At 67.4% G+C, this 14,270-nt stretch carries 16 protein-coding genes; 13 read left to right on the top strand and 3 right to left on the bottom strand.

The annotated features are described in order from the left end of the window. The first annotated feature begins 16 nt into the window (after nucleotides 1–16). Complete coding sequence (locus tag DFR50_RS05025; RefSeq protein WP_113888104.1) at nucleotides 17–3,370, top strand: beta strand repeat-containing protein; 3,354 nt, start codon at nucleotides 17–19, stop codon at nucleotides 3,368–3,370. Between the two features lie 84 nt (nucleotides 3,371–3,454). Here DFR50_RS05025 and DFR50_RS05020 read toward each other — a convergent pair whose 3' ends face one another. Next, complete coding sequence (locus tag DFR50_RS05020; protein ID WP_113888103.1) at nucleotides 3,455–4,720, bottom strand: Hsp70 family protein; 1,266 nt, start codon at nucleotides 4,718–4,720, stop codon at nucleotides 3,455–3,457. Nucleotides 4,721–5,287: 567 nt separating this feature from the next. On the opposite strand from DFR50_RS05020, the gene DFR50_RS31220 reads away from it, so the two are divergent. The 11 genes from DFR50_RS31220 to DFR50_RS04965 all read left to right on the top strand — a co-directional run bounded on the left by DFR50_RS31220 (nucleotide 5,288) and on the right by DFR50_RS04965 (nucleotide 12,170). Then, nucleotides 5,288–5,476 carry a hypothetical protein gene (locus DFR50_RS31220; protein WP_147262655.1) on the top strand — a complete coding sequence of 63 codons (189 nt, stop codon included), beginning with the start codon at nucleotides 5,288–5,290 and terminating at the stop codon, nucleotides 5,474–5,476. Next, entirely contained in the window at nucleotides 5,463–5,759 is a 297-nt protein-coding gene (locus tag DFR50_RS05010; RefSeq protein WP_113888101.1) for a nucleotidyltransferase family protein, read from the top strand. Before DFR50_RS31220 ends, DFR50_RS05010 begins: the two co-directional genes overlap by 14 nt. Further along, nucleotides 5,749–6,018 carry a HepT-like ribonuclease domain-containing protein gene (locus DFR50_RS05005; RefSeq protein ID WP_245427317.1) on the top strand — a complete coding sequence of 90 codons (270 nt, stop codon included), beginning with the start codon at nucleotides 5,749–5,751 and terminating at the stop codon, nucleotides 6,016–6,018. The genes DFR50_RS05010 and DFR50_RS05005 overlap by 11 nt, the downstream gene beginning before the upstream one ends. A gap of 123 nt (nucleotides 6,019–6,141) precedes the next feature. Beyond that, complete coding sequence (metG, locus tag DFR50_RS05000) at nucleotides 6,142–7,722, top strand: methionine--tRNA ligase (RefSeq protein ID WP_113888100.1); 1,581 nt, start codon at nucleotides 6,142–6,144, stop codon at nucleotides 7,720–7,722. Continuing rightward, complete coding sequence (locus DFR50_RS04995) at nucleotides 7,719–8,507, top strand: TatD family hydrolase (RefSeq protein WP_113888099.1); 789 nt, start codon at nucleotides 7,719–7,721, stop codon at nucleotides 8,505–8,507. The genes metG and DFR50_RS04995 overlap by 4 nt, the downstream gene beginning before the upstream one ends. Continuing rightward, entirely contained in the window at nucleotides 8,504–9,307 is an 804-nt protein-coding gene (locus DFR50_RS04990; RefSeq protein ID WP_113888098.1) for an MBL fold metallo-hydrolase, read from the top strand. The genes DFR50_RS04995 and DFR50_RS04990 overlap by 4 nt, the downstream gene beginning before the upstream one ends. A gap of 13 nt (nucleotides 9,308–9,320) precedes the next feature. After that, complete coding sequence (locus tag DFR50_RS04985; RefSeq protein ID WP_245427315.1) at nucleotides 9,321–10,550, top strand: M20/M25/M40 family metallo-hydrolase; 1,230 nt, start codon at nucleotides 9,321–9,323, stop codon at nucleotides 10,548–10,550. An 84-nt stretch (nucleotides 10,551–10,634) separates the two neighbouring features. Then, on the top strand, nucleotides 10,635–10,871 hold the full coding sequence (locus DFR50_RS04980) for a type II toxin-antitoxin system VapB family antitoxin (protein ID WP_113888096.1): 237 nt from the start codon (nucleotides 10,635–10,637) through the stop codon (nucleotides 10,869–10,871). Then, on the top strand, nucleotides 10,868–11,263 hold the full coding sequence (locus DFR50_RS04975) for a type II toxin-antitoxin system VapC family toxin (protein WP_113888095.1): 396 nt from the start codon (nucleotides 10,868–10,870) through the stop codon (nucleotides 11,261–11,263). The genes DFR50_RS04980 and DFR50_RS04975 overlap by 4 nt, the downstream gene beginning before the upstream one ends. A gap of 75 nt (nucleotides 11,264–11,338) precedes the next feature. Continuing rightward, complete coding sequence (locus DFR50_RS33530; RefSeq protein ID WP_113888094.1) at nucleotides 11,339–11,584, top strand: glutathione S-transferase family protein; 246 nt, start codon at nucleotides 11,339–11,341, stop codon at nucleotides 11,582–11,584. Then, nucleotides 11,577–12,170, top strand: coding sequence for a 2-hydroxychromene-2-carboxylate isomerase (locus DFR50_RS04965; RefSeq protein WP_113888093.1), 594 nt, complete (start codon nucleotides 11,577–11,579; stop codon nucleotides 12,168–12,170). Before DFR50_RS33530 ends, DFR50_RS04965 begins: the two co-directional genes overlap by 8 nt. Nucleotides 12,171–12,409: 239 nt before the next feature. On the opposite strand, the gene DFR50_RS04960 is transcribed toward DFR50_RS04965, so the two are convergent. Both DFR50_RS04960 and DFR50_RS04955 read right to left on the bottom strand, forming a co-directional pair. Continuing rightward, entirely contained in the window at nucleotides 12,410–13,000 is a 591-nt protein-coding gene (locus DFR50_RS04960; RefSeq protein WP_113888171.1) for an isochorismatase family protein, read from the bottom strand. A 94-nt stretch (nucleotides 13,001–13,094) separates the two neighbouring features. After that, nucleotides 13,095–13,706 carry an NAD(P)-dependent oxidoreductase gene (locus DFR50_RS04955; RefSeq protein ID WP_113888092.1) on the bottom strand — a complete coding sequence of 204 codons (612 nt, stop codon included), beginning with the start codon at nucleotides 13,704–13,706 and terminating at the stop codon, nucleotides 13,095–13,097. Between the two features lie 51 nt (nucleotides 13,707–13,757). On the opposite strand from DFR50_RS04955, the gene DFR50_RS04950 reads away from it, so the two are divergent. Next, nucleotides 13,758–14,183, top strand: coding sequence for a winged helix-turn-helix transcriptional regulator (locus DFR50_RS04950; RefSeq protein WP_210208811.1), 426 nt, complete (start codon nucleotides 13,758–13,760; stop codon nucleotides 14,181–14,183). The last annotated feature ends 87 nt before the right edge of the window (nucleotides 14,184–14,270 follow it).

Below are 14,270 nucleotides of genomic sequence, written 5' to 3'. Positions count from 1 at the left end.
ATAGGGGATACCCGAGATGACGCAGTCCTACTTGCTCTTCACGGGCGGCGACGGCGCCGGCGGCACGAGCCTGTACATCACGGACGGCGTGAATGTGCGGCAGCTGGCCGATTCCTCGACCCAGGGGTCGCTGTTCCAGACCGATCCGATCTTCGGTCAGATTTCAACTCAGGTGGTCGGTTCGACGCTCTACCTGACCTTGGCGGACTCGACCGGCCAGACCTCGGCGATCTGGAGCTACGACGGGTCGAGACTGACCCAGATCACGTCGAGCGCCGACTACGTCAATGGCGCAACCGATCCCAACGCCGCCGGTCCCCAGTCCGCGCTCGCTCTTTTCGGAACCCAGGACCTCGTATTCGGGCAGGCGACCCTCGCGAGCAATGCCGACGGCAATTACGACACCACGACGCTGGCGGTATACAACACGGCGACGAAAACGATCAGCCAGCCCGTCAGCCCGAACGGAGGCTACAATCCGCAGGATTTCGTCAACCTGAACGGGGTTCTCTACTACGAGGCGCTGGACAAGACGACCAACGCCGAGGCCATTTACAGCTACAATGGAACCAGCGTTACAGAAATATACAACGCTCACCCGACCTTCGTCAACACGGCGTACGATCCGTCGATTGTCCAGCCCGCCGCCGGCGCGGTGGACGGGCCGCTGGTCGCATTCAATGGACATCTCTATTTCAGCTCGTCCCAGGAGACTCTTTACGAACTGAACGCCTTGTCGTCACTGAGCAACAATGCAACGAACGTTTCCGGCTCCTCGGCGTATCCCTATAACGGCTTCGGCGACACCGATTTAATCGTTTTCAACAACAGTCTTTATTTCTGCAACGGCAATAACGGCGTCTATAAGCTCGGCGCCGACAACGCTCTCACCAATCTCATTGGCTCCATTGGCGCTCAGAGTTTTACGCCGGTGATCAATGGCGGCACGATGGATTTCGTGTCTTACGCGCTGGTCAACTATCAACTGGTTCCGGAACTCTACCAGACGACCGGAGGCGCGCCGACCATCGCCGTCGCGAATTACAGCGCCAGCGATTTTGTAGCCTACAATGGGGTGATCTACGACAATTTGAGCAGCACGGGGCTCGCCGATGTCAATGGCGCAACGCCGGGCGTGCTCGCCGTGCCCGGCGGTCAAGGCGGGGCGCCTCTGGTCGTGATTCCCTTCAACGCCACGGGTTTTGCGGGGCCGGCCACGGTTTCCTCGGTCGGCGTCCCGGCCACCGGCGACTACGGCGTCGGCAGCGTGCTCACGTTCACGGTCGGGTTCAACGAACCGGTCGACGTCACAGGAACGCCCCGGATCGCGATCGATCTCGCGACCGGAGGCGTGGCTTACGCCAATTACATCTCGGGCGGCGGAACGAGCGCGCTGACGTTCCAGTACACCGTCGCCGCCGGCCAGCAGGCCCTGGCCGGCATCACAACGGGGTCGGCCATCGACGTCAACGGCGGCGCGATCACCGACGCCGCCAGCGACAGCGCAAACCTGGACATCTCCGCCGTCGAGCCGTCGACATCGGGCATCGTCATCAACACCTTCGCGCCGACAGAATCCGTGGCGCAGGTCCTGGCGACCATGTCCGCGCTGAACGCGCTTCCGACCGGATTCGCCGTCGCCGACACGGCGGCCCATATCGAGGCGAATCTGGCCGCGCTCTCCGCGGACGCGGCGCACGTGACGACGGTGACGGCGACCGGCGGCCCGGTCACGGCGTCGATCGCCCAGTTTACCGCCGATGAGCCGCTGCTCGACAAGGTGGTCGGCGGCTTCGTCGTCGCGGACACCGCGGCCAATATCGCCGCCTATCTGACCGCGAGCGTCCCCGGCGGCCCCTCGGCGCTGGCGCTGGACGCGGGCGATGTCGCGTCCATCTCCGCGACCGGCGGGACGGTGACGGTCGGCAACGGCGTGTTCGCCGCCGACCAGCCGGCGCTCGACAAGATCGTGGGCGGCTTCGCGCTCTCCGGCAAGGCGAGCGTGCTCAACGGCAATCTCGCCGGGCTCGCGGCCGATCAGGCCCATATCGACTCGGTCACGGCCAACGGCGGCGCGATCACGGCGACGATCGCGCAGTTCCAGTCCGACCAGCCGCTGCTCGACAAGGTCGTGGGCGGCTTCGTCGTCTCCGACACCGCGGCCAATATCGCCGCCTATCTGACGGCGAGCGTCCCCGGCGGCCCCTCGGCGCTGGCGCTCGACGCGGGCCATGTCGCGTCCATCTCCGCGACCGGCGGGACGGTGACGGTCGGCAACGGCGTGTTCGCCGCCGACCAGCCGGCGCTCGACGAGATCGTGGGCGGCTTCGCGCTCTCCGGCAAGGCGAGCGTGCTGAACGGCAATCTCGACGGGCTCGAAGCCGATCAGGCGCATATCGACTCGGTCACGGCCAACGGCGGCGCGATCACCGCGACGATCGCGCAGTTTGCGGCTGACCAGCCGCTGCTCGACAAGGTGGTCGGCGGCTTCGTCGTCTCGGACACGGCCGCCAATATTTCCGCTTATCTGACTGCGAGCGTCCCCGGCGGCCCGTCGGCGCTGGCGCTCGACGGCCATGTCGCGTCGATCACGGCCAGCGGCGGCGCGGTGACGGTCGGCAACGGCGTGTTCGCCGCCGACCAGCCGGCGCTCGACAAGGTCGCCGGCGGTTTCGCCATCTCCGGCAAGGCGAGCGTGCTGAATGGAAACCTCGCCGGGCTCGAAGCCGATCAGGCGCATATCGACTCGGTCGCGGCCAACGGCGGCGCGATCACGGCGACGATCGCGCAGTTTGCGGCCGACCAGCCGCTGCTCGACAAGGTGGTCGGCGGCTTCGTCGTCTCGGACACGGCCGCCAATATCGCGGCCTACCTGACCGCGAGCGTTCCGGGCGGCCCCTCGGCGCTGGCGCTGGACGCGAGCCATATCGCGTCGATTGCGGCAAGCGGCGGCACGGTCACGGTCGGCAACGGCGTATTGGTCGCCGACCAGCCGGCGCTCGACGAGATCGCCGGCGGCTTCGCCATCTCCGGCAAGGCGAGCGTGCTCTCGGGCAATCTCGACGGGCTTCAGAACGACGTCGGCCACATCCTGTCGATCACCGGCGCGAGCGGCGTGATCACCGGCACGATGGCCAATTTCACCCGCGACGAGGCCGCGATGAACAAGATCGCCGGCGGCTTCAACCTCGCCGACACCGCGGCCAACATCGCCGCCGGCCTCGACCTGCTGCGCGGCGACGTCGGTCACATCGATGCGATCACGCTGACCGACGCGACGAAGCCGACGATCACCCTGACGGCGGCGCAGGCCTCGGCCGACGCGGCCGTCCTCGCCAAGATCACCAGCCCGTACACGCTCGTGACCTGAACGCGAAAAAGCCGCTTCGTCCTCGACGGCCGGGCGCGCTCTGGTCCGGAGGCGAACGCGAACCGCCGAAGGGCCGCCGGTCGTCTATCCGAGGCTGTCGGCGGCGATCGCCGCAAGGCCGCTCGCGACCGAATTGAAGGCGTCGCCGTAGCGCAGCCGCTCGCGGCCGAAGCGCTGTTCGAACAGCGTCCGCACCGCGGGCACGTAGGACGTGCCGCCCGTCATGAAGACGGAGTCGACCGCCCCGACCGCCACGCCGGCGCGTTCGAGGGCGAGGTCGATCGCGTCGCCGATGCGCGCGACGTCGGCGGCGATCCAGCGCTCGAAGTCCGCACGGGTGACCTCGGCGGCGATGTCGAGATCACCCGCCTTGAAGTGAAACGTCGTCCGCTCGGCCGTGGAGAGGCGCACTTTGGCCCTGGAGACGGCGAGATAGAGCTCGTAGCCGAGATCCATTTCGATCAGATGGACGAGGTCCTCGATCTCCGCCGGCCGCTCGGCCTGTTTCGCCAGCCGGCGCAGTTCGGTCAGCGTGCGCGGGTCCTTGAGCAGCGACAGCCTGTGCCATTGCGCGAAGGCGGCGTGGTAGCGCGCCGGCAACGGCAGGAGCTTGCCGAACGAGCGGTAATGCGCCCCTTTGCCGAGCCGGGGCGACACCAGATTGTCGACGATGCGGAAATCGAAGGTGTCGCCGGCCACGCCGACGCCGGCGTGCGCCAGCGCCTCGGCGCGCGCGCGGGCGCCCCCCGGCTCGAAGCGCATGACCGAGAAGTCGCTGGTGCCGCCGCCGAAATCGGCCACCAGCACGGTTTCCGGCCGCTGGATCGTGCGCGCGTACCAGTAGGCGGCGCCGAGCGGCTCGTAGGCGAAATCGACTTGCGTCACGCCGGCGCGTCCCCAGGCGGCGGTCAGCCGCTCCAGCGCCAGACCTTCGTTCGGCCGATCGCCGGCGAACACCACCGGTCGGCCGCAGACGACCGGCAGGTCGCCGAGGCCTTCGGGAAAGACGTCCGAGAGAAAGACGCCGATCAGCTCCTCGAGCACAAACCGCTGGCCGAGCAGATAGGTGTCTTGCAACGTCGCGCTCGACAGGTGGGTCTTCAACGATTGCAGAAACCTGTGGTCGGCGTCGATGTCCATGGCGCGCAGGAGCGCGTCGGGCCCGGAGATGTGCGCGAGCGTCGCATTCGGCGGCCGCCCCTCGCGGTAGAACAGCAGCGCCGAGCGATAGGCTTCCACCGCCCCGGCCTGCGTCTCGAACCGGCGGACCTCGATCCGGCCGGACCGGTCGGCGATCGCGACGACGGAATTGGTGGTGCCGAAATCCACGCCCACGGCGACCGGAACCATTCGAAAACAAACCTCGTCACGAATCTTCGGGAAGGGAGCCTTATGGTCGCGCGCCGCCGCTTGGGGAAGGAAATCCGCGCCGGCGGGTCACGATTTTGCAAGTTCGAGGATCGATTCAAGGCATGGACACACGAACCCAACCCCGTGATCGCGAGGCCGTCGCGATCCGGCGCCGGCCTTGGCCCGGCGCCGGATCAAGCGCCCGCCCGGCTCTTCGACCGGGGGCGCCCGACGCGACCGTCAACGTAACTCCCAAGCCGGCAGCGAACAGCGCAGTCATCGCGAGCGACCCCCGGGTCGAAGAGCCCGGGGGGAAGCGATCCAGGGCCGCTGGGCCGCTGTTGCGCCCTTTCATCGTCCCGTCGCCCTTCGCTGCGAGCAGAAGACGGAGCGATTTTTTCGCAGGGGCCAAGCGGCGGCATGGGTTGCTTCGTCCCCCCGGGCTCTTCGACCCGGGGGTTGCTCCTCGCAATGACGGGGTTGGGAGTTGCCCGTCAACGGCGCGACTTCTTCGGAAGCCTGATTTCGCCGACGAAACCCGACAGCCTTCGTGGTATCGAGGCGCCCATGACCAGGCAGGAGATCCTCGACCGACTGCCAGAGAACGAACGGGCGTTGCGCGAGCGGGGCGTGGATATCGACATCATGGCGGAGGTTGCGCCGAGCGAGATGCCGCCTATGCTCTCTGACGGGGCGCAACTGGCGTTCATGGACATTCGCGATAACATCCGGGGCCGGCAGCGTGAACCGCGATGAGATCATCAAGACGTTGCAGGCGCGCGAGGGCGACTTGCGGGCGCGCGGCGTTACGCATGCAGCCCTGTTCGGCTCCGTTGCGCGCGGCGAGCAGCGACCCGACAGCGACATCGACATTCTGGTCGATCTCGACCCCGACATTGTCGCCACCATGTTCGACTACGCGGGCGTGAAGGATTACGTCGCCAGCCTCTTTCACACTTCCGTCGACGTGATCGACAGGGACGCCTTGAAGCCGCGCCTTCGACGCCGCGTGGCGACCGACGCGATCTATGCTTTCTGACGCCGAACGCGACGCGCTGGAGGACATCCGCGACAACATCGCTCGCGCGATGCGGTTTGTTGACGGCTTCGACCTCGACGCCTTTCTTTGCGACGACAAGACATTTTACGCGGTGACGCGCTGCCTTGAAATCATTTCCGAGGCGTCGCGTCGTCTGTCGCCCGCCTTCAAGGAGCGGTTTCGGGAAATCCCTTGGAAGCAGGTCGCCGGTTCCGGCAATATCTATCGACACAGCTACGAGGACGTTCAGGAACGGTGAGTTTGGACGACCATTCACGAAGCGCTGCCGCCGCTTCGCGCCATTGTGGATCGGGAGCTGAACCCGTAACGGCTCCGCGCCCACGTTCCCATCCCCGCCAAAATGCTCTAGGACCATGCGGCCATGAGCCGCTTCTTCATCACCACCGCCATCCCCTACGCCAACGGCGCGCCGCACATCGGCCACGCCTACGAGCGCATCGCCACCGACGCGATCCAGCGGTTCATGCGGCTCGACGGCCGCGACACGTTGTTCGTCACCGGCATGGACGAGTACGGCCTGAAAGTTCAGCAGACCGCGGCGCGCGAAGGCGTGACGCCGCAGGAATTCGTCGACCGCGTCGCGGCCGAATTCGAGGCGATGGGCGAGCTTTTGAACGCGCGCGCCGACGACATCGTGCGCACCACGCAACCCCGCCACGCCCGCTCGGTCCAGGCGATCTGGGAGCGCATGGCGGCCAATGGCGACATCTACCTGTCGAAATATTCCGGCTGGTATTCGGTGCGCGACGAGGCCTATTTCGACGAGAGCGAACTCACCGACGGCCCCGAAGGCAAGAAGCTGGCGCCGAGCGGCGCGCCGGTCGATTGGGTCGAGGAGGAGAGCTGGTTCTTCCGCCTCTCCGCCTACGCCGACAGGCTTCTCGCCCATTACGCCGCCAACCCGGACTTCGTCACGCCGGAAAAGTACCTGAACGAGATCGTCGCCTTCGTGAAGCGGGGGCTTTCGGACCTGTCGATCAGCCGCACCGCCTTCTCCTGGGGCGTGCCGGTGCCGGGCGACCCGAAACACGTGATGTATGTCTGGGTCGACGCGCTGACCAACTACATCACCGCGACCGGCTTTCCGGACGCCGAGGCGCCGCGGGCGAAATACTGGCCGGCCGACGTCCACGTGATCGGCAAGGACATCACCCGCTTCCACGCCATCTACTGGCCGGCTTTCCTCATGTCGGCGGGTCTGCCCGCGCCGAAGCAGGTCGTGGTGCACGGCTTCCTGTTCAACCGCGGCGAGAAGATGTCGAAGTCGGTCGGCAACGTGGTGAGCCCGGCGAGCCTGGTGGCGGCCTACGGCCTCGATCCGGTGCGCTACTTCTTCCTGCGCGAAGTGCCGTTCGGCCAGGACGGCAGCTATTCGCACGAGGCGATCGTGGCGCGGATGAACGCCGACCTCGCCAACGACATCGGCAACCTCGGCCAGCGCTCGCTCAGCATGATCGCCAAGAACGGCGAGGGCAGGGTCCCCGACCCGAGCGGCGCCGCGCCCGCGCCCGAGGACCTGGCGATGCTCGCCCGCGCCGACGCGCTGATCGGCGAGGCGCGCCGTCACATGGCGAATTTCCAGATCCACCTCTATGTCGCCGCGGTGTTCGAGGTCGTCGCCGAGGCGAACCGCTATTTCGCCAACGCCGAACCGTGGAAGCTCGCCAAGTCCGACCGGGCGCGGATGGCGCTCGTGCTCTACGTCACCATCGAGACGCTGCGGATCGCGGCGACGCTGTTGCAGCCGGTCATGCCCGGCAGCATGGCCAAGCTGCTCGACCTGCTCGCCGTTCCACCGGAGGCGCGGACGTTCGCGGCGCTCGAGACGGGCGAGGCGGCTGGTCGGCTCGACGCGCCGAACCGGCTCGAGCCGGGCAGGGCGCTTCCCGCCCCCTCGGCGGTGTTCCCGCGCTACGTCGAGCCCGAGGCGACCGCGCCGTGAGGCTCATCGACAGCCATTGCCATCTCGACTTTCCCGACTTCGCCGACGAGCTCGACGCGGTCGTCGCCCGGGCGCGCGAGGCGGGGGTCGAGACCATGATCACCATCGGCACGCGGATCGACAGGGCGCAGCGGCTCGCCGAGATCGCCGAAGCCTACGACGACGTGTTCTTCACCGTCGGCGCGCATCCGCACGAGGCGGCGAAGGAAGCCTCGAGCGACTTCGCCGCCATGCGCCGGCTCGCCGCCCATCCGAAATGCGTCGGCATCGGCGAGGCGGGGCTCGACTATCACTACAACTACGCGCCGCCGGAGGTCGCCGAGCGGGTCTTCCGCGGCCAGATCGCGCTCGCGCGCGAACTCGACCTGCCGCTGGTCGTCCACACCCGCGAGGCGGAGGCCGACACAGCCGCGATCCTGAAGGACGAGATGGCGCGGGGCGCGTTCCGGGGCCTGCTGCACTGCTTCACCTCGTCGCGCGCGCTGGCGGAAGCCGCGCTCGACCTCGGCCTGATGATCTCGTTTTCCGGCGTCGTCACCTTCAAGAACGCGGAGGAACTGCGGAGGATCGCCCGCGACGTTCCGCTCGACCGCCTGCTGGTCGAGACCGACGCGCCTTATCTCGCGCCCGTCCCGCACCGGGGCCGGCGCAACGAGCCGGCCTTCGTCGCCGCGACCGCCCGTGTCGTCGCCGAGGCGCGCGGCATGGCGCCGGAGGCGCTGGCCGAGGCGGCGCGGCTGAACACGCTCCGCCTCTTCTCCCGCATCGAGGGCGCCTGCGCTTGAGCCTGACCGCGACCATCCTCGGCTGCGCTTCGTCCGCCGGCGTGCCGCGCGTCGGCCAGGGCTGGGGGAAATGCGATCCGGCTAACCCGAAGAACCGCCGCCGCCGCTGCGCGATGCTGGTCGAGCGCGTGGCCGAGGGCGGCGCGACCACGGTCCTGATCGACGCTGGGCCGGATCTGCGCGACCAGTTGCTCGGGGTCGACGTGCGCCATCTCGACGCCGTCCTGCTTACCCATCCGCACGCCGACCACATCCACGGCATCGACGATCTCAGGCCGCTGTTTCTCGAGGCGGGCGGGCGGATCGACGTCTACATGGACGAGCCGACCGCGCTGCGGGTCCGGACCGCTTTTTCCTATATTTTCGAGACGCCCGAGGGGAGTTCCTATCCTCCCATGGCGACCGACATCCGGCTGCGCGCCGGGAGTGCGTGCAAGGTCGAGGGCCGCGGCGGCGCGATCGAGGCGACGCCGTTCGACCTCGACCACGGCGAGATCAACGCGCTCGGGTTCCGCATCGGCAACCTCGCCTATTCGCCTGACGTGAAACGCATTCCCGCGGCGAGCCGGCCCTTGCTCGAGGGGCTCGACGTGTGGATTATCGACGCGCTGCGCTACCGCACCCACCCGTCGCACTTCACCCTCGACGAGGCGCTGGCCGAAATCGAGGCGATGCGGCCGAAGCGGGCGATCCTGACCAACCTGCATACCGACCTCGACTACGAAACCCTGCGCAAGCGCCTGCCGGAGCACGTCGTTCCGGCCTACGACGGGATGCGGGTCGAAGGCTTCGAAGCTTGAGGGGGATATGTTCATGACGGCCGAAACCGCCATCCGCGAATTTTTGCGCTTGAACCGGGACGCCGAGACCCGGTTCCTGGCCGAGATCGTCAAGGTTCCGTCGGACAACCCGCCGGGCGACTGCGATCGGTCGGCCGAGGCGGTGGCGAGCCTCATCGAAGGCCTCGGCTTCGCGGTCGAGCGGCACAAGGTTCCCGACGCGCCGGTCAAGGCCAACGGCATGATCTCGGCCACCAACCTGATCGTGCGCAAGACCTTCGGGCAGGGTGGGCCGACGATCGCGCTCAACGCCCACGGCGACGTGGTGCCGCCGGGAACCGGCTGGACCCGCGACCCCTACGGGGCCGAAATCGTCGACGGCTGGATGGTCGGGCGCGGGGCGGCGGTGTCGAAGTCCGACATCGCTACCTACGCCTTCGCGATTGCGGCGCTGGAGAAAAGCGGCGCGCCGCTGAACGGGACGGTCGAACTGCACGTCACCTATGACGAGGAGGCGGGCGGCGAGATCGGCCCGCGCTATATTCTGGAGCAGGGCCTGTCGAAGCCCGACCTCGCGATCGGCGCCGGCTTCTCCTACGCCGTCGTCACCGCGCACAACGGCTGCCTGCACCTCGAAGTCGAGGTGCTGGGCCGCTCGGCGCACGCCGCCCGGCCCTTTACCGGCGTGGACGCGCTGGAGGCGGCGAACGCGATCCTGACCGCTTTGTACGGCTGGCGCGGGGGCCTGGCGGCGCGGGTCTCGAAAGTTCCCGGCATCGGTTCGCCGCAGATGACGGTCGGGCTGATCGCGGGCGGGATCAACACCAACGTGGTGCCGGACCGGATCACGTTCCGGCTCGACCGCCGCATGGTCCCGGAAGAAAACCCGGCCGAGGTCGAGGCGGAGCTGCGCGCCGTCATCGCCCGCGCCGCCGAGCTCCACCCGCAGGCGAAGGTCGCGGTCAACCGCATTTTGCTTGCCGAGCCGCTGACGCCGACGTCGGCCGGCGAACAGCTGACCGAGATCCTCTGCCGCCACGCCACCGCGATCATGGGAGAAACCGTCGCGGCCTCGGGCGTGCCGCTTTACACCGACGCCCGCCACTACGCGAAGGCCGGCGTCCCGATCGTGCTCTACGGCGCCGGCCCGCACACGATCGAGGAAGCCAACGCCCACCGCGCCGACGAGCGGCTGCCGCTGTCGGATCTCTTCAAGGCGACGGAGGTGGTGGCGCTGACGCTGGCGGAGCTCTTGGGAGGGTAGGGGGCGCAAGGACGATCAACCTTGCAACATTCAAGAGGCGGTGTATATTAGGCGGAAATTCATGTACACTGCCGCTGGTACACCATGCCTCTCCACATCAAGGACAAGGCCGCAAACGATGCCGTGCGGCGACTGGCGCATGTGCGAAGCCTGACGCTGACGGAAGCGGTGCGCGTCGCCTGTGAGGAGGCGCTTGCGCGGGACGACCGCGCGCTCACCGTCGTTGATCGGCTCAAGGACATCCATCGGCAGGTTCGGACGTTTGCTCGGACGGGACAGAAGGCGGACAAGGCGTTCTTTGATGGCGAGTGGGGCGAGTGACGCCGACTCTCATGGTCGAGACCTCTGCTCTCGTCGCCATTGTGCTCGAGGAGCCGGGCTGGGAGCCTCTGGCGGAGCTGGTCGTCTCCGCAAAGGCATTTACGACATGCATCAACGTCTTCGAAGCGTCTTTGGCATTGGTTCGCGAACTGACGGCCTCGCCGAAGGCCGCCCATGAAATCGTGCTCGGCATGGCGTCCCGCCTGAACATCGCGATCACCGACTACCCCGCTGGCGCCGTGGCTTTCGCAGCTTCAGCGCGCCAGGAGTTCGGCAGGGGACGTCATGGGCTGAACATGGGCGACTGCCTGTCTTACGGCGCCGCGCGCCTGTCAGGTGCGCGCCTGCTTTACGTCGGTGAAGATTTTGCGCGAACGGACGTCAACGACTGACTCTGAACCCGACGCACACCGTCGCCAGACCCGCAGCCTCACAAGGGCAGGTCGCCGCCGCTCTGCTCCCGGACCATGGACTGCGCGTGCCAGAACCTGGATTGGATTGAACGGACTTTGGACGATCATCGCTTCATGGCTGGCGAATGTTTCACATTGGCTGATTGCGCTTTCTTGCCGCGCTTTGGCCTTGCTGAAACCTACGCGATCGGCTTTGACCGAGACAGGAAAGCTTTGGCCGGCTGGTTTGACCGGGTTCGCGACCGCCCCTCTTACGCTCTTGCGCTTCCAAAACTCGAAAAAGGCTCAATCGATGGTTGATATTCCAGTCAAGGTGTATTTCAACTTCCGCAGCCCATATTGTTATCTGGCGTCGAAAAGAATGTTCGACGTTCTCCTCGCTCCGGATATCCAAGTGTTGTGGCGCCCGTTGGGCGGATGGAACGGCCGGTCTTCTCCGGAGCGGGCGTCCTACAAACTGCCGATCACGCGACAGGATGTTGCTCGCTGGTGCCGACGGATGAATATCGGCTTTGTGCCGCCGCCGAGCACAACAGACCCGACCAACGCGGCCCTTGGTTCGCTGGAAGCTGAACGCCTCGGCGTTCTGCAGCCATATATCGTGGAGGTGATGCGCGAAGAATGGGAGTTCGGCCATGACATCGGGCAGTTGGAATTTCTGGTTCGCGCTGCGCAACGCGCCGGCTTGTCGCCGGATGATTTGAACGCGGCAATACAGAACCCCGAAAATCTGACAAAACTGGAAGAAAACGCCAAAGCAGCCGAGAGCGACGGGGCCTTTGGCGTTCCCACTTTTGTCGTCGGCGCCGAAGTATTCTGGGGTAACGATCGCCTCGATTTTCTGACGGAACATCTTGACGCACTGAGGGAAAATGTCAGGCGTTGATTCGGCGAGACGGGGTCGAATCCGCATCGCCGCGGCGGCCAGGCCGCCGGTCATTTCATCAAGTGGCGCACCATCGAGGATCGGGCGGCGAGCGTCCTCCAGGACGTCCGGCGCATCGCGGGCATCCGCTCGCGCCGGGAAACTGCCGGTCTACGACGTCCGCACCGGCCGCCTCGACGAGGGGAAGGCGGCGACGGAAGCGGGCAGGGCGCTCGCCTGACGCCGAGCGCCGCGGCCGCTCAGCCCGCGATCTCGGCCGCCGTCCGAATCGCGGCGTGCGTGTCTGCGAGGCCCGCGAGCTCCGCCGCGTGCAAGTCGGCGGCGGGCACGACGCGGCCGGCCAGCGGCAGGTCGCGGGTCGCACAGGCGTCGGCGGCGACGGTCATCGCGTAGCCGCGCTCGATTCCCGCCCGCACCGTCGACGACAGGCAATTGTGGGTCATGAAGCCGGCGAACACGACCGGCGATCCGGCGGCGCCGATCAGGCTTTCGAGCGCCGTCCCGGCGAACGCGCTGGCGAAGGTCTTTTCGACGACCGCCTCGCCCTCGGCGGGCGCCAGCGCGGCGATGAAGGCGCCGCGCGCCTGGGTCCGATCGAACAGGCCGCCCGGCGCCCCCTTGTGGGCGACGTGGATGATCCGCGCGCCGGCCCGGCGCGCCGCCTGGAGCAGCGCCGCCGCGCGTTCGATCGCCGCCTCGACGCCGGTGAGCTTCAGCGGCCCGTCGACATACTCGTTCGGGTAATCGATCAGCACCAGCGTCGCGTCGCCGAGCGGCGTCGGCGGGATCGTCCGTCCGGCGAGCTCGAGAATCGTCTTCGGTTCCGTCATGGCGTCGGCCCCCTCGTGGACGCCCACCATGCCCCATGCCGGCGGCTTCGTTCAACCGGCAAGGGCAGGGGGCCGCCCTGCCCTTGCGGCCCGGTCAATATCCGACGGTGAACCGCTCGCGGACGTGGGCCGGCTTTTCCAGCTCGTCGACCGCGGCGATCGCGTAATCCTCGAACGAGATGCTGCTGCCCTGGTCGTTGGCCAGGAGCTGGTCCTTGCCGACGCGGAATTTTCCGGTGCGCTCGCCGGGCACGAACATCGCCGCCGGCGACAGGAAGGTCCAGTCGAGATCGCCCGCGGTCGCGCGCAGGAGCTCGAGAAATTCGCCCCCCTTGGTCGCCTCGGCCCTGTACAACTCCGGAAATTGCGGCGTGTCGATCAGTCTCACGCCCGGCGCGACCTCGAGGCTGCCGGCGCCGCCGACGACGAAATAGCGCTTGACCCCCGACTCCCGCACGGCCGCGAGAATCCCGGCCGGATCGCTGTCGGTGTAGTGGACCGAGCTGATCACCGCGTCGTGGCCGCGAATCAGGGCGACGAGCCCGGCCTGGTCGTAGACGTCGCCGGCGACGGCGGTCACGCCGGGAAGGGCTGCGATCTTGTCCGGATGGCGGGCGATCGCGGTGATGGCGTGCCCACGGGCGGAGAGTTCGGCGAGAATGCGCGATCCGGCTTGGCCGGAAGCGCCGATGAGCGCGACTTTCATGGCTGGCTCCTATGCGGTATGGTTTCGATACCAGGTATCGGAGCGATCGTGATGGACGAGGCCGCGCTTGTAAAGACAGCACTTTTCGGAGACCAGGTTTCCGGCGGGGAACCGCCGCCGCCGCGCCCCGATCCGTACGCTCGGAATTGCCCAACCCGCCTGCTGCTCGACCGGATCGGCGACCGATGGACCGTCCTGGTGCTCGGGCTCGTCTGCGAACGCCCGCGACGTTTCAATAGCTTGCGCCGGGACATTGAAGGCCTGACGCAGAAGATGCTGTCCCAGACGCTGAAGGCGATGGAGCGCGACGGGCTGATCGCCCGCACCGTCCTGCCCACCGCGCCGGTTTCGGTCGAATACGCGGTCACGCCGCTCGGGCGGACGCTTTGCGACACGCTCGAGGGCCTCCAGAGGTGGGCGCGCGACCATATCGGCGACGTCCAGCGCGCGCAGCGGCGCTACGACGAGACCCGGTGACCGGGAAGGGCGCGGCGCCGGGCGTCCCGCCCGCCAGCCGGAGGCGGGTTGACGGCGGCGTTGCGATCTTCAACAGTCGCTTCCAGC

The sequence above is a fragment of the Roseiarcus fermentans genome, assembly GCF_003315135.1.
GTDB lineage: Bacteria > Pseudomonadota > Alphaproteobacteria > Rhizobiales > Beijerinckiaceae > Roseiarcus > Roseiarcus fermentans.
Note: the sequence above shows the minus strand (reverse complement) of the source record. Positions and strands in the feature narration are given on the sequence as shown.

What these genes read in the sequence shown, in the direction of transcription:
- DFR50_RS04965 (WP_113888093.1), top strand. Translation starts at nt 11,577, where the DNA reads ATGGTTGATATTCCAGTCAAGGTGTATTTCAACTTCCGCAGCCCATAT.
- DFR50_RS05025 (WP_113888104.1), top strand. Translation starts at nt 17, where the DNA reads ATGACGCAGTCCTACTTGCTCTTCACGGGCGGCGACGGCGCCGGCGGC.
- DFR50_RS04980 (WP_113888096.1), top strand. Translation starts at nt 10,635, where the DNA reads ATGCCTCTCCACATCAAGGACAAGGCCGCAAACGATGCCGTGCGGCGA.
- DFR50_RS04960 (WP_113888171.1), bottom strand. Translation starts at nt 13,000, where the DNA reads ATGACGGAACCGAAGACGATTCTCGAGCTCGCCGGACGGACGATCCCG.
- DFR50_RS04985 (WP_245427315.1), top strand. Translation starts at nt 9,321, where the DNA reads ATGACGGCCGAAACCGCCATCCGCGAATTTTTGCGCTTGAACCGGGAC.
- metG (WP_113888100.1), top strand. Translation starts at nt 6,142, where the DNA reads ATGAGCCGCTTCTTCATCACCACCGCCATCCCCTACGCCAACGGCGCG.
- DFR50_RS04955 (WP_113888092.1), bottom strand. Translation starts at nt 13,706, where the DNA reads ATGAAAGTCGCGCTCATCGGCGCTTCCGGCCAAGCCGGATCGCGCATT.
- DFR50_RS05005 (WP_245427317.1), top strand. Translation starts at nt 5,749, where the DNA reads ATGCTTTCTGACGCCGAACGCGACGCGCTGGAGGACATCCGCGACAAC.
- DFR50_RS31220 (WP_147262655.1), top strand. Translation starts at nt 5,288, where the DNA reads ATGACCAGGCAGGAGATCCTCGACCGACTGCCAGAGAACGAACGGGCG.
- DFR50_RS33530 (WP_113888094.1), top strand. Translation starts at nt 11,339, where the DNA reads ATGGACTGCGCGTGCCAGAACCTGGATTGGATTGAACGGACTTTGGAC.
- DFR50_RS04950 (WP_210208811.1), top strand. Translation starts at nt 13,758, where the DNA reads ATGGACGAGGCCGCGCTTGTAAAGACAGCACTTTTCGGAGACCAGGTT.
- DFR50_RS05020 (WP_113888103.1), bottom strand. Translation starts at nt 4,720, where the DNA reads ATGGTTCCGGTCGCCGTGGGCGTGGATTTCGGCACCACCAATTCCGTC.